The following is a 23,447-nucleotide window of genomic DNA, read 5'->3' as shown; positions in this document are numbered from 1 at the left end:
GAAAAGAAGGAGGACAAATAGATGAAGCAGCAAGTTGAACGAGGTCTCGCACCAAGTCTGGAATGGTTATCAGATCCTACCATTTATGCAGTGGGAAGAATGCTGGCTCACTCCGATCATCGATATTATGAATCGATAGTAGAAGCCGAAGGGCTTGGAGAAATGCCCTGGCGCCATAGCCTAAACGGAAGCTGGAAATTTAGTTATGCCCATAATGCAATGGAGCGGCAGGAGCATTTTTATAAGGATAACGTGTCCTGCAGAGGGTGGGCTGATATTGAGGTTCCTGGACATATTCAACTACAGGGTTTTGGGCAGCCACAATACGTGAATACGATGTACCCATGGGATGGTCATGAGCATCTTAGACCTCCGATGATATCCGAGGACCACAATCCTGTAGGCAGCTATGTGAAGTATTTTGTAGTTCCTGCGGGCTGGGAGCAACGTCCATTGTATATCTCTTTTCAGGGAGTTGAAACTGCTTTTTATATATGGCTAAATGGGGAATTTGTTGGCTATAGCGAAGATAGCTTTACTCCAAGTGAATTTGACCTGACACCGTATTTGACGGAAGGCGAGAATAAGCTGGCGGTCGAGGTTTATCAGCGCAGTACCGGGAGTTGGCTGGAGGATCAGGATTTTTGGCGATTTTCTGGAATTTTTCGCGACGTGTATCTATACACTGTGCCGGAAGTTCATGTGCGGGATCTTCACGTTCAGACTGATCTGGATGAGAAGTTTGAGCAGGGAACGCTAACGGCTGTGATGCAGTTAATAGGTAAATCTGCTTCGAAAGTAATCCTAGAGCTTAAGGATAATGCAGGAAATCTTGTAGCTCGCGGTGAGAATGGAGTTTCGGGAGAATCTGTTTCGCTTACGCTGGAGGCAACAAAGGTCCTGCTGTGGAGTGCAGAAGAGCCTAATTTGTATACTCTATACGTCTCTGTCTATAACGCTTCCGGGAATCTTGTGGAAGTCGTGCCGCAAAAGGTGGGCTTTCGAAAATTCGAAATGATAGATAAGATTATGCATTTAAATGGTAAACGTATTGTATTCAAAGGTGTCAACCGCCACGAGTTTAATTCCCGCTTCGGTCGCAGCATTACGAAAGAAGATATGCTATGGGATATAAAGACTCTGAAACAAGCGAATATCAACGCTGTACGGACGTCGCACTATCCGAATGAAACGCTCTGGTACGAGCTGTGCGATGAATACGGTGTGTATGTTATTGACGAGATGAATTTAGAGTCGCATGGATCATGGCAGAAAATGGGGGTCGTAGAACCGTCTTGGAACATACCAGGTAGTAAGCCTGAATGGCAGGATATCGTAATGGACCGTGCGATTTCTATGGTAGAGAGAGACAAGAACCATCCATCGATTCTGATTTGGTCATGTGGCAACGAGTCTTTTGCTGGAGAAGTCATTCGAAATGTAGCAAATTATTTTCGAGAGAAGGATTCCACCCGTTTGGTTCATTATGAAGGGGTGTTCCATAACCGCGAATTTGATGATTCTAGCGATATGGAGAGCCGGATGTATGCGAAAGCAGCAGATATCGAAATGTATTTAAAAGAGAATCCATTAAAGCCATATATTAGCTGCGAATATATGCATGCGATGGGTAATTCCGTCGGAGGATTGCATAAATACACAGAGCTAGAACAGAAGTATCCAATGTATCAAGGTGGATTCATCTGGGACTTCATGGATCAGGTTATCGTAAAAAATGATCGATATGGTAAACCCTACATGGCTTATGGAGGAGATTTTGATGACCGTTCGACCGATTATAACTTTTCAGGAAACGGAATTGTATATGCGGATCGGAGATGGTCTCCGAAAATGCAGGAAGTGAAATTCCTGTATCAGAACGTCAAACTATCACCGGATTGCCAGGGCGTTACCATCATAAATGAGAACTTATTTGTTGGTTTGGATGCTTATAAATTGAAATATGGTCTGAATTATGAGGGCAGGGAAATCTATCGTGGAATTGTATTCACACGGGTTAAACCCGGAGAAGAAAGATATGTAGAACTAGATTTACCGGATATTAGGAATCAGTCAGGTGAGTATAGTTTAGATGTTTCCCTTGTGCTCAAAGAAGATTCATTATGGGCAAACGCTGGTTATGAAATCGCTTTTGGACAGCATGTTTTTCAAGTGGGGAACACATCAGCTGATGAGGCTTTAAGACATCCTACGGTAACACCTGCCTTGAATGATTTTCGCGTTGTTGAAGGGGATGTGAATATTGGCGTTCATGGACGTGACTTTTCCGTTATGTTCTCGAAGCAGGCTGGAACCCTAATATCTGTTAAATATTCAGGACGGGAAATGATCTCTTCACCGCCGGCGCCACTCTTCTGGAGAGCAATGACGGATAACGACAAAGGCGCGGGCATACATTTCGATTCTTCCTCTTGGTATGCAGCAAGTTTGACCCGGAGAGCGTTAAGCTTCGAGCTCATGGAAGAGACAGACCGAGCGACCGTAACTTATGTGTATAAACTGAGTGTGTCAGAGGAAGTACGAGTAAGTGTGACTTACACAGTGTTCTCAGATGGAAGCATTAAAGTGAAAACAAGCTACCATGGAGAACCGGGTTTACCGCAGCTTCCAATTTTCGCTCTAACCTTCAAGGTACCAGCGGATTACTACCAGTTGAATTGGTATGCGAATGGGCCGCAAGAGAATTATATCGACCGTGCGTTTGGTGCAAGATTATGTCGCTTCAGCAACCAAGCAGGAGATAATGTGTCCTCATATCTGGTACCACAGGAATCGGGCAACCGTACAGGTGTGCGCGAGGTATCCATAACCAACGATCATGGCCAAGGTATTATAATAGCGGCACCAATCGCAACACCAGTTGAAGCCAATATATCGCCATATTCGGCAATGGAGCTGGAGAATGCGACGCATCATTATGAGCTTCCGAACATTCATAATACCGTTGTTACGATTGCCGGGCGTCAAATGGGCGTTGGCGGTGATGACAGCTGGGGAGCGCCAGTCCTTGATGAATATCAAATTGATCCTTCAGTAGATATGGATTTTGAGTTTACGATTCGTAGAGCATGATTTGAGACAGATTAGAGTTGCCCCAATTGTGAGATTGGGGCAACCAAATCTTATTTAAGAATGAATTAATAGTTTTAGGATACATAATTGTAATCGTTTACACTCCATAGAGGAGGTGATAAAAATCTAGAAAACAGTGCAATGACAATGGTGAATGGAAAATTGTTTAAAGTGTCATCGATTTAAAGTTCAATTATGTGATAAGGGGGTAATCTAGATGATTACTACAGTAAGACGAAGGTTGTCCATGTCTTTTCTTTCTGTTTCGTTGATTGTACCTATGTTTATGGGTCTGACAGGTGAGAAAGTAAGTGCCGCGAATGCTTCAATTAAGCTTGATCCTAACCACATGCAAAAGCCTTGGGAGGGATGGGGAACATCGCTTGCCTGGTTCGGTAATATCACAGGTGGTTGGAACGATAAAGTCAAAGATGCTTTGGCGGATTCGCTCTACTCACCTGAAGGACTAAACTTTAATATTGCCAGATATAATATTGGCGGCGGGGAGAATCCTTCTTACAATACGATGCGTCAAGGAGGAGAAATACCTGGATTCTCGCCATCTCCTGGAGTATTCGATTGGACGCAAGATGCGAATCAGCGTTGGTGGCTACAAGCAGCGAAAGAACGAGGTGCCAACATTCTGGAAGCGTTCTCAAATTCTGCTCCGTATTATATGACGGAAAGCGGAAGTACTACTGGTCATTGGGATTCAGGGAAAGACAACTTAAAGTGGGATGAGTACGATAATTTTGCTGACTATTTAACAGAAGTTGTGAAGCATTTCAAAAATGACTGGGATATTGATTTCAATTATCTATCACCTGTAAATGAACCAAGTACGAATTACTGGGGATTTGGCGGGGGACAAGAGGGTTCCCACTGGGATGTTGGTTCTCAGATGAAAATCATTAATACAACACGCGCTAAACTGGATAAAGCCAATCTACAGTCTGTAGAAATTGCTGCTATGGATGAGTCGATTCTGGATACCTTTGTTAGAAACTGGAATTCTTATGATGAGACAACCAAAGCTAATGTTGGTAAAATGAATACCCACTCCTACGGTGGGTCAAAGCGGGCTGAGATCAGAGATGCCGCAAAAGCTGCAGACAAACCGTTATGGATGTCTGAAGTAGATCTAGGTCCTTCCGGAATTGCTCACGATCACGATGATTTCGAGCCGGCACTAGCATTGGCAGAAAGAATTATGACGGACATTACTTGGTTAGAACCTACGGCGTGGATCACTTGGCAAGCGATTGAAAGTGAGAAGAACATGCAGAAGGATAAGGAGAACATGAACTGGGGTCTCCTTCATGCAGATTTCGACACGCAAGAATGGTGGTACACGAAGAAGTATTATGCCATGCAGCAATTCAGTAAATTTATTCCGCAGGGTGCAAGCTTTATAGGGGATACCGACGATAACACGTTGGCTGCTTATGATCCAAATACTAACAAAATTCATGTTGTATATAGAAATCCAAACATAACTAGTCAAAATATTTCTTTAGACTTATCACAGTTTGATACGGTCACTGGAGATGCAACGCCTTATGTTTCTTCCGCGACAGAGAATGTCGTACAGAAGACTAAAGTTCCAGTTCTGGATAATATGTTACAAACGACTGTTGGAGCAAAATCCATCACAACCTTCGTAATTGAAGGTGCTTCTTTTACTGGTGACTCAGTCATTCCTCAGAACGATATGAAGGTAACTGCAAGTAGTGCTCAATCTGGTGAAGCAGCAGAGAGATCATTGGATGGTGATCAATGGACGAACTGGCATACTTCATGGGACCCTAAAGCTAAGGGACCACATTCGATTACCTATGATCTTGGAGCCGAATATGATGTCAACAAGCTGAGTTATTTACCAAGGCAAGATAAAGATTGGAACGGAATCATTACGAAATTTACGATTGAGGTTAGCTCAGATGGGACTGTGTTCACACCGGTTGCGCAAGGAACCTGGAACAACGATAAATCTGAAAAAACTGCAACGTTCACTTCGCAGAAAGCGAGATTTGTAAAGTTAAAGGTCGATGAATCGAATGCGTCGGGATCAGAGTTCGCTTCGGCTGCCGAGATAAATATTATGCGAAAGTCCAATTTCACAGTGGATACGACTTTACTCGCTAATGCAATTTCTAGAGCAGAAAACTATATTTCAGCTAATAACGCAAATGTATCGGATTTGCAAGATTTGGTGAATGAAGCCAAAGTGGTTCAAGCGAACACTTTAGCGACACAGGAAGAGATCACACAAATCCTTTACAAGCTGAATGTCGAATATAGCGTTCTAGGCCAAGGACTTATCCCACAAAGCCAGATGAGTGCAACGTCTGACAATTCTGCTTCTGAGGATGGACCGGCGAAGACTATTGATGGTGATATTTGGAGTAAATGGCATACAGCATATAACAACGATTATTCAACACTTCCGCATTCCATTACTTATAATCTCGGTAAAGCATATAACGGTATCTATAAACTTCAATATTTGCCGCGGCAGGATGCGGACTGGAATGGTGTAGTCACTAAGTTCGAAGTTTCTGTAAGTGACGATGGTACAGATTTCACCAAAGTAGTCGCAGAAGGAACTTGGAATGCCGATAAGACAGAGAAAACAGCAACCTTTAATGCGCAGGGTGCTAAATATGTTAGATTTACCGCACTTGAATCGAGAAGCGATGCAGGCAAACAATATGCATCGGCTGCAGAGATCAATATTTTTAACAAGCAGGGATATAAAGTGGATTTCTCCAGCTTAGACAGCGCAATTCAAGCTGCAGAGAAGTTCAAAACAGATTCTGAGAAAGATGAGTCTTACTTCAAGAATCTGGACGCGATCCTTATTCAAGCTGCAACTCTGCTGAAGAGCGCATCAGCGACACAAGAAGAGATCGCAAAACTTTCCAGTCGTATCTTAATTGAGATTTCTAATATTCAAAACAGTGATCCAAATATTAAGGGAATGAGCCTTTTCTATACACCAGAAGCCTATCACGGAAATCCAGCTAATCTAATGGTGGATAATGACATTTATACCTACTTCGAATCGAACTGGGACAAGAATGGCCGGAAGTATAAATCTGGCGATTATATCGTTGTAGATCTGGGTGAGAGCATACGTGATGTTGGCAAGGTGCTTGTTACACCAAGACAAGATAAGGCAAACGGTCGCATCAATCAATTCAAAATCTATTACAGCGATGCGAACCTGAAGGATTTACCTGCTGACGGTACGCAAGCTTATTTGGACAAGAATTTCAAATTTGCAGCAAATGGCTCTTTTGAAGCCAATAGCACGAGTGTTCAATCCGCAACGTTCAAATCCGTTGAAGCTCGGTATATCGCGATTCAGGCTATAACGACTGGCGGAGACGGCAACACACTCAGCACAGCAGAGATTGCAGTTAGTCAGAAACAAACAGCGACTTTTGATACTAGTAGCCTACAAGATGCAATCGATCAATTGCGTACATTGTCATCTATTAGTCCAAAAGTGAAAGATGCGATTGAAAAGCAAATTACAACGATTGGTAATCTAAGTGATTTAACCGAAGAAAGTATTTCGTATTACACTAGGCATGTAAAGGATTTATACAATCTCTATTTGACTGTAAATAACAGAAGCTCCATTAAGAGCGGTGAAGTATGGCTGGATACGGAAGGCGTGCCGATTCAAGCACATGGCGGAGGCATTCTGTATAACGAGAAGAACAAGACATATTACTGGTACGGTGAAGACAAGACGGAAGGTTATCTTCCTACTGGCGTTCACGCATATTCGTCCAAAGATTTGTACACATGGCAAAATGAAGGCATCGTATTGCCTGTCTTCAATAATCCTCAACTTGGCGAAGATGAAGTGCCGGATGATGAGATTGAAAAACTGCCATTATATCTGGATGAAAATTCTGAAACGTACAAGAATAGCGGGGTTCCATACGATCCGGATAGGAAAGTAATAATCACAAGTAAAGATGAAGATTACACAGGTAACATGAAAGCGCCGAACAATACGCTCAGTAAACATAATTCACCGGAACGAATCGCTGAGTTAAATGCGCTGTATGCGAATTATTCGAACGAAAAGAAGCAAGGGATGTATAAAGATTTTAACTGGGATAAAGTTGTCGAGCGTCCTAAAGTGGTCTACAACAAGAAGAACAACAACTATGTGATGTGGTGGCATCAGGACGGACCGATTGCTGGCGAATATTGGACAGCAGAAGGCGGTGTTGCCGTCAGCGATTCGCCAACTGGACCGTTTAAATATCTCAGCACATCCCGTTTGCCAAATGTAGGTGAAGAACATGGCAATGAAGGAATGCTTCGTGATATGACCTTGTATGTCGATGACGATGGTAATGAAGCGACGCATGATAAAGCCTACTTGGTTTATTCTTCCGAAGAAAATGCTACGACCATAATCATGATGTTGAACGATGATTATACAGGTCCAGCCCAGAATGAGAAGGGTGAATCCTTAGAAGGGACTCACTATGTGAGAGCGTTTAAAGATTGGAGAGAAGCACCAACGATCTTTAAGCAAGACGGAGTCTATTATATGATTACGTCCGGTTTGTCCGGTTGGGATCCTAACGAAGCCCAATACCGCGTCTCCACTGAGGGAATGTTTGGACCGTGGGAAAATAAAGGCAATCCTATGGTTAATGACAGTAGAGATACATTCAGAAGTCAAAGCACATTTGTACTACCATATCGGGATGGTAATGGCACTCTCGTACCGAATAAATTTATCTTTATGGCCGATCGTTGGTACCCGAATAATTTGAGTGATTCAAGATATGTTTGGCTTCCGCTTGAACTCGATAACGAGAATCGCAGAGTTGCGATAAGTTGGCATGATGAATGGAAAACTTCCCAACTCAATACAGGTACAACGATTAACTTCAACAGTAATGGAGGAAGTTCGATTTCTTCCTTATATGGGGCTGAAGTCGGAACAAAAATTACTGCACCTGCAGAACCGACTCGGGAAGGGTTTAAGTTTGAGAATTGGTATAAAGACGAAGCATTGAAGAACGTATGGGATTTCACTATTGATACGGTCCCAACAAATGATATTACTCTCTATGCGAAATGGGTGCCTGTCGCTGCACCAGTGATTACAAATATCATGCCAGTCAATGTAGCTACGGTGACCGGAACTCCACCAGTACTGCCAACAGTTGTAACGGCTGTTTACAGTGATGGAACAACCCAAGATAAATCAGTTGTATGGGACCTGATTGATCCTTCAGAGTATGCCGAAGCACGTAGCTTTAGCGTAAGTGGAGTGGTAGACGGCACGGTGATTCCAGCTATTGCGAATGTAATCGTTAGTGATGATGTTTATAGAGCACAGCTTGCTGCACGTATCGCAGATGCTCAAGCCATTCACGATTTAGCAGTGGAAGGAACGGCCGCTGGGCAGTATCCAATTGGCTCGAAACAGGAATTGTTGGCTTCGATCTTGGAGGCTCAGCAAACAGTTGATAATAATTCCACTACCCAGCAGGAGTTAGAACAAGCAACAAATAATTTAAATTCAGCACTTCAAGTATTCGAGGCTTCAAAGAATCAACATGTGAAAGTTCAGTCCATCTCAATCACGAGCACTTCGTCGTCCATTGACGTTAAGAAAGGAACTCTTCAGTTACAGGCGGAGATCCTACCAGTTGATGCTACGAACAAATCCGTTACGTGGGCGGTCTATGGAGCTGATGGAATAGCTCCAACAGATACAGCGATCATCAATACAAATGGGTTGTTAACGGCTGTGAAGAACGGCGTAGTGAAAGTTGTCGCTACATCCGTTGATAACACCACAGTTTATGGGACAAAAGAGATTACGATAAGCGGGCAAAATGACAGTCCAGAGCCTACTCCAGACCCAGGAACAAATCCAGGCACAAATCCAGGCAACCCAACGACACCAACGAACCCTACACCTACACCAACGACTCCTCCTACAAAAGAAGATCCACATCGTTATGTGCCAACTGGAAAAGAACTGCAAAGTGAAACTACACAGAACGGAACAACAAGCCTGACCATTAATATTGATAAGGAAGCTTTAACGAAGAAGTTAGAATTACTTAACAAAACTACAGGAACCCCTAATCTCGATATCGAGATTCCAGGAGTGAATTCACGGAATGCAGTTAATCTTCCATTGGATGTCTTGTACAACAGCTTGAAAGCGAATAAGGACACAATCATAACACTAAGTAGCCATTTAGGCAGATATGAACTTCCGCTTTCCAATCTGAATCGTGAAGAACTTGAGAAAGCGGCTAAAGTTGCGGGTGCAACCTTAATCATTCGAATGGATAATATGACTTCACAGCATGAACAGAAGTTTGAACAATCCATAGTAGAAAAAGGAATGAAGCGAGTAAGCGACATCATCGCGTACAAAGTCATTCTTAAATCGGATGATAAAGAAGAAGAGCTTCAACGTTTCGGCAATATGTTTATGACACGTGTCATAAATATGGATGGCGTTATTCAAGATCCATCGTCTGCGACCGCTGTTATATTCGATCCGATCACAGGTCAAATGCGCTTCGTGCCATCGGTGTTTAATGTGAAGAACGGCAAAACTGAAGTCTCGATATTCGGTCAAGCAAATAGCTTATACGCAATCGTTCAGAACAAGAAAACCTTCGACGATATGATTGGACATTGGGCGCAAAAGGATGTGGAGACCTTAGCCTCTAAACTGATCATTAACGGAATGACGGATCAGGCATTTGCACCAGCAGGCCAAGTTACTCGTGCTCAATTTGCGGCACTACTGGTAAGAGGACTGGGGTTATCGACGGAGTCGGTAACAAATATGTTTGCAGATGTTAGTGCAACTGCGTGGTATTCACAGGATGTGAATACGGCAGCGAAACTTGGTTTGATTAAAGGCGTTGGTGAGGGTAAATTCAGTCCGGATGCACGGATTACACGAGAGCAAATGGTTGTGATGATCATGAACGCTGTTGGGCTTGTTCAAGGTGATCATAAAGAAGAATCTCAAACCCATACTCCATTTGCTGATCAGAACCGGATCTCTGATTATGCTGCGCAAGCAGTAACAGAAGCGGTAAGCAAAGGATTAATCAAAGGTAAAACAGGAACAACATTTGCTCCACAAGATGCAGCCACACGAGCTGAGGCAGCTGTGATGATCAAACAAATTTTGCAATATTTAAAATTTTTGAATTAGAAATACGGTTAAAATATTGTGCTCGGTTCAACGTTAGTTCTGAACCGAGCACAATTATTATCAACTAGTCATATTAGGAGGAATGAGTGCTCTTGTTTAAGATCAGATCGTTAGCTAAACGTTTCACAGTGAGCGCTTTAACATTAAGCTTAATTATTCAGCATCCTATATCCGTCCCCATAGCTAATGCAGAAAATGTAAGCGCTATCACTATGCTGTCCGATGCCCCGGAACATAAATTATCTCTATGGTACCGACAACCCGCATTAAATTGGGAAAGTGATGCGTTACCGATTGGCAATGGACATATGGGAGGGATGGTTTTTGGTGGCATCGAACAGGAACGTATTCAATTAAATGAGAAAACGTTATGGTCCGGCGGGCCAGGTTCTTCTTTTGTATACACTTGGCCTTCCACGAATGAACCAACGACTTCTAACCCATATACATTCGGTAATCGTGAGGGTGGTGCAGATCATTTAGAGAGTGTTCGAGCTAAACTCCGTGAGGGGGATATCGAAGGTGCTCATAAAGAAGCGAATGAAAATCTTACAGGATTGAATGAAGGCTTAGGAAGTTATCAAACCTTTGGAGACTTGTACCTAGACTTTGAGAAGACAGCGAGCAATGCTGAGAATTATCGCCGCGAACTCGATATTGAAGATGCGATATCTCGAGTGAAATACACGCAAGATGGAGTAGAGTATACGCGAGAATATTTTGTCAGCTATCCAGATAAAGTGATGGTTACGCGTCTGACAGCCAATCAGCCGGGTAAGCTATCCTTGGATGTACGACCGATGAGTGCTCAGGGAGGAGTCGTTTCGGCGAGCGGCAACAACATTAATATTCGGGGGAATGTGCCTGACAACAATATGCTATATGAAGCGAACTTCCGTGTGCTCCATCAAGGTGGAAATATAGCCCCAGGAGATGGGAAGATCCATGCAGCGAATGTTGATTCGTTAACCATTCTTACTACAATGGGTACCAATTATACTAATAGCTATCCGACTTATAGAGGTACAGACCCGCATAATGAGGAAGTTGCAATATTGGATGCCGCTGAGGGTAAAACATACGAAACGCTACTGGAGAATCATAAGCGAGATTATAAGTCTTTGTTTGATCGTGTAAAACTAGATTTGGGCGATTCCAAGCCTACGATTCCTACGGACGAGCTTTTAGCCACATATGAAGGAACGAAAAGTAAAGCGTTAGAGGTTTTATTTTATCAATATGGCCGATATCTTCTTATTTCATCTTCTCGTTCCGGTTCACTACCGGCCAACTTACAAGGCGTATGGAATAATTCCAATAGAGCGCCATGGAGCAGTGATCATCACTTTAATGTCAACATTCAAATGAATTATTGGCCAGCGATGGTATCGAATCTCTCGGAGACGATGTCACCATTGATCGATTACATTGATTCATTGCGCACTCCAGGAAGAATCTCTTCTGAGAAATATTATGGCATTAAAGATGCATGGTCGATTGGAGTGGCAAACAATCCATTCGGGTATACTGCACCGGGATGGGATTTTGATTGGGGCTGGTCACCGGCATCCAATGCTTTTATTTCGAATAACATTTGGGAGAGTTATAAATTTTCAGGAGATATCGATCTACTGAAGTCACGTGTGTATCCAATTTTGAAAGAAACGACACAATTTTGGACCCAGTATTTAGTTGAAGATACGGATGGAACATTGGTATCCACGCCTTGTTATTCACCGGAACAAGGAACGATCAGTACAGGGTGTGCTTATGACCAGCAGCTCGTACAAGATCTTTTTACTAATTATTTGGAAGCGAGTGCAACCTTAGAAGTCGATTCTGATTTTCGTGAGGAAGTCCAGACTAAATTAAATCAAATGTCTCCAATTAAAATCGGAAAGTACGGACAAATTCAAGAATGGAAAGAGGACATCGACGATCCGAACAACAAACATCGCCACTTGTCTCAATTAATCGCTCTGTTTCCAGGAAAGCAAATTAACAAAAATACGCCAGAACTCCTGAAAGCAGCCAAAGTATCATTGGAGCATCGTGGAGATGAGGGTACAGGTTGGAGTAAAGCCAACAAAATTAACATGTGGGCTCGTGCGCAAGACGGTACACATGCACATACGATTCTGGAAGGGCAGCTTACAGGAAGTACATTAAATAACTTGTTCGATACACATCCACCGTTCCAAATCGATGGCAACTTTGGAGCTACGTCCGGTATGTCTGAAATGCTACTGCAAAGTCATTTGGACAATATTGATATTTTGCCGGCGCTACCTGCTTCTTGGCCAGAAGGAAGTTATTCAGGCTTGGTAGCACGTGGGGGATTTGAGGTTAGTGTGAATTGGAACAATACTAGGGCTACAAATATTAGTGTTAAATCGAACAAAGGTAATCGTGCGGTTGTTTCTTATCCAAGCATTGCTGGTGCTAGTGTTATGAATCAAGCAGGGCAGAATGTAAAGTACTCCATAGACAATAACAATCAGATTTCTTTTGACACACAAATTGGAGGCGTTTACACGATCGGTTCGATTCCTTTACAAGATGGACATTTGTACAATATGAAAATGAAAAACAGTGGTCATTTGCTAGATATTGAAGAAGCATCAGAACAAGAGCAAGCAGCTGTTGTTCAAATGCCTGCAGTTCCGTTAGCAAGTAGTCAACAGTGGTATGTAGAAAACGTAAGTGATGGCTACTATAAAATCACCAACAACACGAGTGAAAAAGTGATCGCAGTGCTAGATTCATCAATGACCGATGGTGCGAAACTAGTACAGCAAACTTATACTTCAGATACCTCTTATAATGATGAATGGCGTCTCGTTGATAAAGGGAGCGGTTATTATCAGTTGGTTAATCGCGGAAGTGGTAAAGCTCTTACAGCATCAACCAACAGCACAGACACAGGGACACAGTTGATCCAATCTTCAATCACAGATTCAGATGAGCAATTATTGAAAATTGATCCTGTTAGTGATCTCTTTGATCAACAAAAGTTCAATCTAACGGTTCAACACAGCAATCTTCGTATGGATGTGAACGAGGATTCCAAATCAGATGGCGCTGCAATCATACAATGGTCCGAAAGTTCGGGTCAGAATCAACAATGGATGTTTATGAAGACAAAACCAGGCTATTACAAAATTATCTCAATGAGCAGTTCTAAAGCACTTGCTGTAGAGAATGCTGCAACAGCAGACGGTGCCGGAATCATTCAAGCCTCATACACCGATGATGCGACCTACAATGATGAATGGTCAGTCGTAGATGCAGGTAATGGCTATTATCAATTAAAAAACCGGGCTAGCGGAAAAGTAATTGAAATACCCGACAACAGTGTTTCAAGTGGTGAACAATTCGTACAAAACAAAGCGGGTACGGGCAGTAACCAGAAGTTTTTATTTTCGTTAGATAGAACCGTGAATGACAATGCAACTGGATCAGGAAGTGATCAGTTTGTATACGGTTCGGGTTGGGATTATAGCTCTTCCGAAGCTGGGGCATTCAATCGTGACAACCATTATTCGAACAAAGCGGGTTCATACGCGCTCCTGCGTTTTACTGGATCAAAGGTGAAAATATATGGAGCTAAAAACGATAATCAGGGGATCGTTGCGTTCTCCATCGACGGTGGTCCTGAACAACAGGTTGATACTTACGCCTCTTCGCGTTTAGATCAACAACTGCTCTTTGAAAGCTCTGAGATGTTGAATCAGGAGCATGTACTCAAAATTCGAGTGACAGATCAAAAGAATGACAATTCGAACAACACATTTATTTCAGTTGATCGAGCGGATATTCAGTCCCGTGTAGTTAAGGGCGTGGACAAAGCCGAAGATTATTATAAACAGACTATAGAAACAATTAATGGAGTTAATCACAGCGTAATTTCTCTAAATTATAAAGGTGAAGACGCTGGGGATGCGGTAAGAGCCGCAATTGAGGCTGCCAAAGCGGCGCAGAAGCCTGTCATTCTGGACTTTCCTCCTACAGAAACTTATCAATTTAAAGCATCAACCGCAAATCAAGTGCAATATTTCATTTCAAATACAACCACAAAAGAACAGACACCCAGCAGCTCTCGTAAGGTAGGTCTCTTATTCAAGGATATCGATGATCTTACCATTCGAGGAAATGGTTCGACCTTGTTATTCCATGGTGTGATGACACCCATGGTATTTGACCGTGCAACAAATATTAAAGTGAACGGAATTAACATCGATTTTAACCGTCCTGTCGTATCGGAGATGACCGTTACTGAAGTAGGCGAAAACTACATGAAAGCGAGTATACATCCGGATTCATGGTACTCTATTCAGAATAATGAATTAGTATGGTTCGGTGAAGAGAATTGGATAGAGAACGGAACACAAAATGTACGTGCTGTGCAAGAGTATAACCCAGCTACGAAACAGACATGGAGAGTGGCTAATCCTCTAGACGGCACAACAAGCACGAAGGATCTCGGTAAACGCGAGGTTCAATTCAACTTCAGTAAGAGCCCAAATTTATCGGTAGGAAACACATTTCAGTTTCGGGATACAACAAGAAGAGAGCAAGGTACGTTGATCTATCGAAGTAAGAATATTGCATGGTCAGATGTTAACTTCTATGCTGCACCTGGGCTTGGAATTATCAGCCAATATAGTGAGAACGTATCACTCGATAACTTGAACTTTGCACCTAAGACAGGCAGTGGGCGGACGAACGCATCGATGGCGGACTTCCTGCAAGTTTCTGGAGGCAAGGGTGAGATTCGGGTGTCGAACTCCTATTTTGCTGGAGCACATGATGATGCGATTAACATTCACGGCACTCATCTGCAAATTGTGCAGATTCCAGCATCCAATCAGGTGAAAGTTCAATTTATGCATCCTGAAAGCTGGGGCTTTGATGCATTTGCCGTCGGAGATACGATCGACTATATCAACAAGTCGACTTTACTTTCGAAGGAAAGTGCAGTGGTCACCGATGTGAAACGCGTAGATGATACTCAAATTATTCTTACTCTAGATAAACCAGTACCTTCTTCGGTAACTGCGAATGAGTATGTGGTTGAAAATGCCACATGGACGCCGAATGTTACCGTTAAGAATTCAACGTTTGAATCGATTCCGACTAGAGGCCTCCTCGTGACAACGCGCGGCTCTGTTCGCATCGAGAACAATACGTTTAATGGCATGCAGATGAGCGCGATCTTGATCGCTCATGATGCTAGTAGCTGGTACGAATCCGGAATGGTGAAGGATGTCTTGATCCGTAACAATACGTTTAATAATAACGGGAACGCAGTGATTAGTATTGATCCGAATACTTCCCTGACGAATCCAGATAAGACCGTGCATAGTCATATTGTGATTGATGGCAACCAGTTTAACAAAACGGACGGAAACTCTGAGATTTATGCAAAGAGTGTGGACGGATTTACGTTTACGAACAATACTGCGAATCAAGGTGGTTTTGAGCTCAAATTTGATGCATCTAAAGCCGTTACTGTCACAGGGAATAGTGTTAAAGAAAGCGATGTTGACAAGAAAATCAACTTTAATCGCATGATCCCTGGCACGGATTCCGTAGATGCAACTCAAGGATTCGTTGTCACACGAACGAATGATTATACACCAGCAGTTACAGATACAAATGATATTCCGCAAGGTGAAATGACAGCGACATCAACTAGCAATCGCAGCGGAAACGAAGCGGGTAATGCCATAGATGGAAACCCTTCAACCATCTGGCATACAGAATGGGATCCTATGGCGGAATTGCCACAGTCAATTACATTGGATCTTGGCAAAGCGCAAGTCATTTCGAAACTTAAGTATTTACCAAGGCAAAATGGGGAACAAAACGGCAATATTACTTCTTATGAATTATCGACAAGTTTGGATGGAACATCATTTACACGGTTTACAAGCGGAGATTGGAGTGATGACAGCAATAAAAAAATAGCACAATTCACTCCGGTAACAAGTAGATATCTGAAGCTTACTGCTACTGCAGGCTATGGCGGATTAGCTTCAGCTGGGGAACTCTATGTAAGCAAAGATGCTAGTGATGTACAGTATCAGGAGCTTGCTAAACTTATAACGAATGTGCAAGGCAAGCATGATAACGCTGTTGAAGGTATCGGCAAGGGACAATACCCTATCGGTTCGAAACAAACGTTGCAGGCAGCCATAAATGCAGCGAAAAAGGTTGTCAACAGCAGTTCGGTTACACCGCAGCAGTTGCAGGAGGCTGTTGATTCTTTGAAAGCTGCGCTACAAAAATTCGAATCGCTCATAATCACTGATCCGAATGGAAAATCGATCACGATCACAAGCGAAACTAATCGTATCAACGTTAAGGGCGGAAGCCTTTCATTAGGAGCAGTTGTGCTTCCAGTTGATCAGCCAGTGACATGGGGTGTTTTTGAAATTGATGGCACTGCAACAGATAAAGCCGTTATCAGCCAATCTGGTGTGCTATCAGCTGTGAAGGATGGAAGTGTGAAAGTCGTTGCAACAGCAACGGACGATTCCTCACTCTCCGGCGAAAAAGTAATTATCATCACTGGACAAAATGATGATCAGAATCCGTCAGTTGATCCAACGAACCGAGAGGAATTAAATTTCAATACAGGCTGGTTATTCAAACGTGAGGATGTAAGCGGAGCCCAAGAGTTAACATTCGATGATAGCGGCTGGGAGGGTGTTAATTTACCTCATAGCGTACGTCTAGAACCGAAAATCAACGGGGGCATCAATCAAAGCTATCAAGGCTTGGCATCGTATCGAAGACATTTCTCGCTCGATAATTCTTACAGTGGTAAGAAACTGTTTATCGAATTTGAAGGGGCGATGACCAACGCAGAAGTGTGGATTAACGGCACGTATCTTGGCATTCATCACGGCGGATATACTCCTTTTACATTCGATATTACAAAGTATGTTCAATTGGGTGGTGCAACAAATGTCATCACAGTAAAGCTTGATAACAGGGACGATCCGCAAACCCCGCCAGGAAAGCCGCAAAGCGGTTTGGACTTTGCATATTTTGGCGGACTTTATCGAGACGTTAAGCTGCATGTCATGGATAACTTGCACGTCACCGATGCTATATACGCAAATAAGGTGGCAGACGGCGGCATCTTTGTTACCTACCCAGAGGTAAGTAAAGACGAAGCGACGGTGCAAGTGAAGACAAATATCATCAATGAAAACGCGAGCGCTAAGAACAGCAGTGTCAAAACCACGATCGTCGACAGCAACAATCAAGTGGTCGCCACTATCGTGAGCGATGCTCAAAATATAGGGGCGGGTAGCGACCATACGTTTGTCCAATCGACGAAGATTAGCAATCCGAAGCTTTGGCATCCCGACCATCCTAATCTGTATACGGTGTATACATCTGTGAATGACGGAGCTGCTTATGTAGATAGCTACAAAACCCGAATAGGAATTCGGCAGATCCAATTTACACCTGATCAAGGCTTTCTCATTAATGGTGAAAAATTAATGCTAAATGGCGCGAATCGGCACCAAGAGTATCTATATGTCGGTAATGCGATGCCAAATTCCGGTCAATATCGCGATGCCAAGCAACTCAGAGAAATCGGCTTTAACAACGTTCGCACAGGTCATTACCCGCAGGATCCATCTTTCCTAGATGCGGCGGATGAACTTGGATTGACCGTTATCGCCCCAACGCCGGGCTGGCAATTCTTCGGAGATTCAGTATTCCAAGAGCGTTCCTATCAAGCCATCCGAGATATGGTGCGTCGTGATCGAAACCATCCGAGCATTATTATGTGGGAATCCAGCTTGAATGAAACGACCTACTCACTGGAGTATGCGCAGAACGCCCATAATGCAACTCATGAAGAATATCCGGGAGATCAGACGTATACGTCTGCGGAATACGGACTTTACGGAAAAGAAGTTTTTGATGTGAACTACAAAGAATTGGATTCGGCGGAAAAGCCGCTCTTTACGAGGGAATGGGGAGACGAATGGTCGGAAAGTGCGACAAGTCCTACGGGGTATCGTTCGGTCCGCAAAGTGGGCGAAATCGATATGATCAACTCCCTCCTCTTACGTCAAAAAGCTCTGAACGGTGAAGGATACTTCGATTGGGCGGGACTTAATGCTAATCCGCGCATAGCCGGACATTCGATCTGGAGCTTTAGCGATAACAACCGCGGCATGGATAACGACCCGGCCTATGCAGGCCTCGTGGATCTGGACCGGTATCCGAAATTCAATTACTATTTCTTCCAAAGCCAGCGTGATCCTGGCTTGAAGCTAAGCGGCGTCGACTCTGGTCCGATGGTCTTTATAGCCAATTATTGGACACCATCTTCGTCAAGAAACGTCACAGTGGCGAGCAATACGGAGCAAATTAAGCTTTATTTGAACAATACACTCATCACTACCCAAAATCCCGACAGCGGATTTAAGCATGTAGCCCATCCGACATTTACATTTAACGATGTACCTTGGACAGCGGGAGCGTTGCGGGCAGATGGACTAATTGACGGCGTGGTTGTGGCATCACACACCGTGAATACGCCGGGACAGCCTCATCATCTGGATGTAGAGTACGATACGAAAGGGAAGGGGCTCGTTGCGGACGGTTCTGACCTGGTGATGGCTTACATTACGGTACGAGATGCTGACAATAACATTGTTCCGACGAATTCCGTTTCTGTTTCCTTAAACTTGAGCGGCCCAGGTGGGCTAATTGGCAATGGCGTAACACGAACTTATGCAAATCCAGTTGCGGTAGAAGGAGGCGTAGCCGCCGCGTTCGTGCAATCTTCTCATACTCCTGGCACCATAAAGCTGACAGCGAAGGCGAACGGTTTGGTGACAGGAAGTGCCGAAATCACTAGCGAGGCAAGTCAAAGCGTGTTCGTGCCAGGTGGAAGTGACGGAGGAGAACATTGGTTTGAAGGTGAGAATGTCGCTTTGAACAAAAGTGTAACGACAAGCAGCGAGCAAAGCGAAAATCCAGGATCAAACGGCAACGACGGGAACGAAACGACCAGCTGGACGGCTGCAAACTCCGACCCTGGACAATGGTGGGAGGTCGATTTGGGCAGCTCCTATAACATTACAGGATCGGAAATTCTCTGGGCGAAAGGAAATTCCTATAATCAGTACAAAATCGCTGTATCCGAGGATCAAGGGAATTGGACGACGATTTTGGACAACACCCAAAATAAGACAGCAACGTCGCGTCAAAGGGATAAGCTGGCTGCTAATGCGCGATATGTACGCATTATGGTAACGGGAGTACAAACAGGTCAAGCCAGTTTCAACGAGTTGAAAGTGTTTGGAGTAGCGCCGTACCAAAATCAGGCGACGCTGCACCCGGAATTGGTAAATGTCGCGTTAAATAAGTCCGTTAGCGCAAGCAGCTCAGCAAACGGCAACGAACCTTCTAAAGCGAATGATGGCATCAATGCCTCGTGGTGGGAGGCTAACGATAGTGCACCTGCATGGTGGCAGGTGGACTTGGGTGCTTCTTACAATCTGGTAGGCAGTAAAATCCTTTGGGGAAGAGATAACATGCATTATACCTACAGAATTGAAGTTTCCTCCAACGGTAGAGAATGGTCTCAAGTGGCGGGGCGCGTGGCTTCGGGTCAAGATATGAACCCAGACCACTACACGGCAGCCGGGGTCAGGTACGTCCGAATAACCGTAGATTCACTTGCAGGGGGCAGTGGTACAGAGAAGCCAGCGATTAAAGAAATTCAAATGTACAGCGACCCTCAAAATATAGCGCTTAATAAGCCCGCGACCGCAGACAGTTCCCAATGGAACAATCCTGCAGAAGCCGGTAATGATGGAAATGAGTCTAGTCGTTGGAGCGCAGACGACGGAAACGTGGGACACTGGTACAAAGTTGACCTTGGGGCGATTTACGATTTATCGGGTAGCCGGGTGAAGTGGGAAATGGACAATAAGAATTATGGATATCAAATCGAGGTTTCAGATGATGATGTAAACTGGGCGTCAGTAGCGCAAAAGTCAAGTTCACAGCAAGTGCAGTTCGACTATTTTAATACACACGCAAGGTATGTACGAATCCAAGTAACGGATATGTCCGATGGATGGGCAAGTTTCTGGGAATTGGATGTATATGGCGCGGTTCCAGTTGACACGTCGCTGATTCCGCAATCGCAAATGACAGCTACTGCAACAAGTGAAGAGACAAGCGGCGAGAATAATGACGCTTCGCAAGCCATTGACGGTAATCCGTCGACAATCTGGCATACGAAGTGGGATTTGTCTAATCCGCTGCCACAATCGATCACCCTTAATCTTGGTAATACGCATGTCATTTCGAAATTAAAATATTTGCCAAGGCAAAATGGGGCACAGAACGGAAATATTACTTCTTACGAGATATTAACAAGCTTGGACGGTGAGAACTTTACATCAGTTACAGGCGGAAGCTGGGATGATGACAGCACAGAGAAAATCGCGGAATTCGCTCCGGTAGCAAGCAGATACCTGAAACTAACTGCTATCGCAGGCCATGGTGGATTAGCTTCAGCCGCAGAAATTAACATCATGAAGAATGAGATGGATGAAGACTATCAAGCCCTTGAAGCGCTCATTACAAGTGTGCAAAGCAAGCATGACAGTGCTATAGAAGGGAATGAAGACGGTCAGTACCCAGAAGGTTCGAAACAAACTTTGCAAGAAGCCATTAATCAAGCGAAGAAAGTACGCGATAGCGTATCTGTTTCGCAACAGCAATTGCAGCAGGCGGAGAAGGACTTAAATGCTGCGTTGCAAACGATGGAGGACAGTATCAACAATCATGTTATGGTTCAATCGATCACGATTACAAGTGAATCATCGGTGATTACGACGAAGAACGGATCCCTCCAGTTAGGCGCTACCGTACTGCCTACCCATGCAAATAAGTCTGTAACATGGGCTGTATATGAAGCAGATGGGGCAACAGTAACGGATAAAGCTTCAATCAATCTATCGGGTTCGCTAACGGCGGTGAAGGATGGAACTGTGATGGTAGTAGCAACAGCTACGGATGGTTCTAATGTTTATGGAGAGATGGTTATTACCATAAGTGGACAGTCGGATATTATCGATCCAGGGACTGATCCTGTGAATGTTGAAACAATTCATATCACAAGCTCAGGAGATGTTTCAACGATTACAGCTAAGAACGGAACCCTGCAATTAGGTGCTACCGTGCTGCCTGTTAATGCTACGAATAAGTCGGTAACATGGGCTGTATACGGAGTAGATGGCATAACAGAAACGGATATCGCAACTATTGATATATCCGGTTTGCTCACGGCTGTGAAAGATGGAACTGTGAAAGTGGTAGCAACAGCAACTGATGGTTCTGGTGTTCATGGAGAGATGGCTATTACCATAAGTGGACAAACGGACATTATCGATCCAGGGACTGATCCTGTGAATGTTGAAACGATTGACGTCACGAGCATGGGTAATGTGTCGACGATTACTACTAAGAGCGGAACCCTCCAATTTGGTGTTAATGTATTGCCTGCTAATGCTACGAACAAATCTGTTATTTGGACAGTTTTTGGAGCGGATGGAGTAACACCAACGGATATAGCGATCATTAATTCGAGTGGTTTATTGAAGGCTGTGAATAACGGTGTTGTGAGAGTAGTGGCGACTTCCGTTGAAAATCCATCAGTTTATGGAATCAAACAGATTACGATTAGTGGGCAAGACGACAGTATTGATCCAGGTACTGGTCCGGGAACAGGTGTAGATCCAGGCAACCCAACGACACCAACGAGTCCTACAACAACACCTACACCAACGACATCACCGACGAAAGAAGATCCACATCGTTATGTGCCAACAGAGAAAGAACTACAAAATGAAACGGCACAGAACGGATCACTGAGCCTAACGGTAAGCATTGACAGAGAAGGCTTAGCGAAGAAGTTAGAAGCTCTAAATAAAACAACTGGAAGTCCTAATCTTAACATTGAGATTCCAGGAGTGAATTCATGGAATGCAGTACATTTGCCACTAGATGTCTTGAACAACAGCTTGAAAGCGAATAAGGACACAATCATTACACTTAGTAGTCATTTAGGCAGTTATGAACTTCCGCTTTCCAATCTGAATCGTGAAGAATTGGAGAAATCAGGTAAAGTTGCGGGTGCAACCTTAATCATTCGAATGGATAATATGACTTCACAGCATGAACAGAAGTTTGAACAATCCATAGTAGAAAAAGGAATGAAGCGAGTAAGCGACATTATCGCATTCAAAGTCATTCTTAAATCGCATGATAAAGAAGAAGAGCTTCAACGATTCGGAAATACGTTTTTAACTCGTATCATGTATATGAATGGTGTCATTCAAGATCCAACGTCTGCGACCGCTGTTATATTCGATCCGGTAACTGGAGTAATGCGTTTCGTGTCATCGGTGTTTTATGTGAAGAACGGTAAAACTGAAGTCTCCATATTCAGTCAAGCAAATGGTTTATACGCAATCGTTCAGAACAAGAAAACCTTCGATGATATGATTGGACATTGGGCGCAAAAGGATGTGGAGACCTTAGCCTCTAAACTGATCATTAACGGAATGACGGAGCGGACGTTTGCACCAGCAAGCCATGTCTCACGTGCCCAGTTTGCGGCACTATTGGTTAGAGGACTTGGATTAACGACAGAGTCCTTATCGAATGCATTTGCAGATGTAAGTACTACAGCTTGGTATGCGCAGGACGTGAACACAGCAGCGAGGTTGGGCTTGGTTCAAGGCGTTGGCGAGGGGAAATTTAGTCCGGACACACAGATTACGAGAGAGCAAATGGTCGTGATGATCATGAATGCGATTCAGTTTGTCCAAGGAACAGCAAGCGTTGAAGCAAGTCTACCATCCTTTGCAGATCATGCTCAAATATCATCCTATGCTCAGCAAGCAATTGCGGCAGCGGCAGAAAAAGGATTGATTAATGGCAAGACAGCAATAACATTTGCGCCAAAGGATATGACGACTCGTGCTGAAGCTGCAGTTGTTCTGAGAAATGTATTGCATTACTTGAAGTTTATGAATAATTAGAACGTTATTTCTACGCTTGATCT

Annotated in this window: 3 protein-coding genes; all 3 read left to right on the top strand. The window is 43.7% G+C overall.

Going from position 1 to position 23,447, the window contains the following annotated elements; all coding sequences use genetic code 11:
- Positions 1 to 21: 21 nt before the first annotated feature.
- Positions 22 to 3,093, top strand: coding sequence for a glycoside hydrolase family 2 TIM barrel-domain containing protein (locus NSS67_RS18755; protein ID WP_339315104.1), 3,072 nt, complete (start codon positions 22 to 24; stop codon positions 3,091 to 3,093).
- Positions 3,094 to 3,310: 217 nt separating this feature from the next.
- Positions 3,311 to 10,327 carry a discoidin domain-containing protein gene (locus NSS67_RS18750; RefSeq protein ID WP_339315103.1) on the top strand — a complete coding sequence of 2,339 codons (7,017 nt, stop codon included), beginning with the start codon at positions 3,311 to 3,313 and terminating at the stop codon, positions 10,325 to 10,327.
- 92 nt (positions 10,328 to 10,419) lie between these two features.
- On the top strand, positions 10,420 to 23,424 hold the full coding sequence (locus NSS67_RS18745; protein WP_339315102.1) for a discoidin domain-containing protein: 13,005 nt from the start codon (positions 10,420 to 10,422) through the stop codon (positions 23,422 to 23,424).
- Positions 23,425 to 23,447 lie beyond the last annotated feature (23 nt).

Source organism: Paenibacillus sp. FSL R10-2734 (genome assembly GCF_037963865.1).
In the GTDB taxonomy this organism is placed as follows: Bacteria; Bacillota; Bacilli; order Paenibacillales; family Paenibacillaceae; genus Paenibacillus_AQ.
This window is presented reverse-complemented; position numbering and strand designations above follow the sequence as displayed.

Coding starts and splice junctions, on each gene's coding strand:
- NSS67_RS18755 (WP_339315104.1), top strand. CDS start 22: ATGAAGCAGCAAGTTGAACGAGGTCTCGCACCAAGTCTGGAATGGTTA.
- NSS67_RS18750 (WP_339315103.1), top strand. CDS start 3,311: ATGATTACTACAGTAAGACGAAGGTTGTCCATGTCTTTTCTTTCTGTT.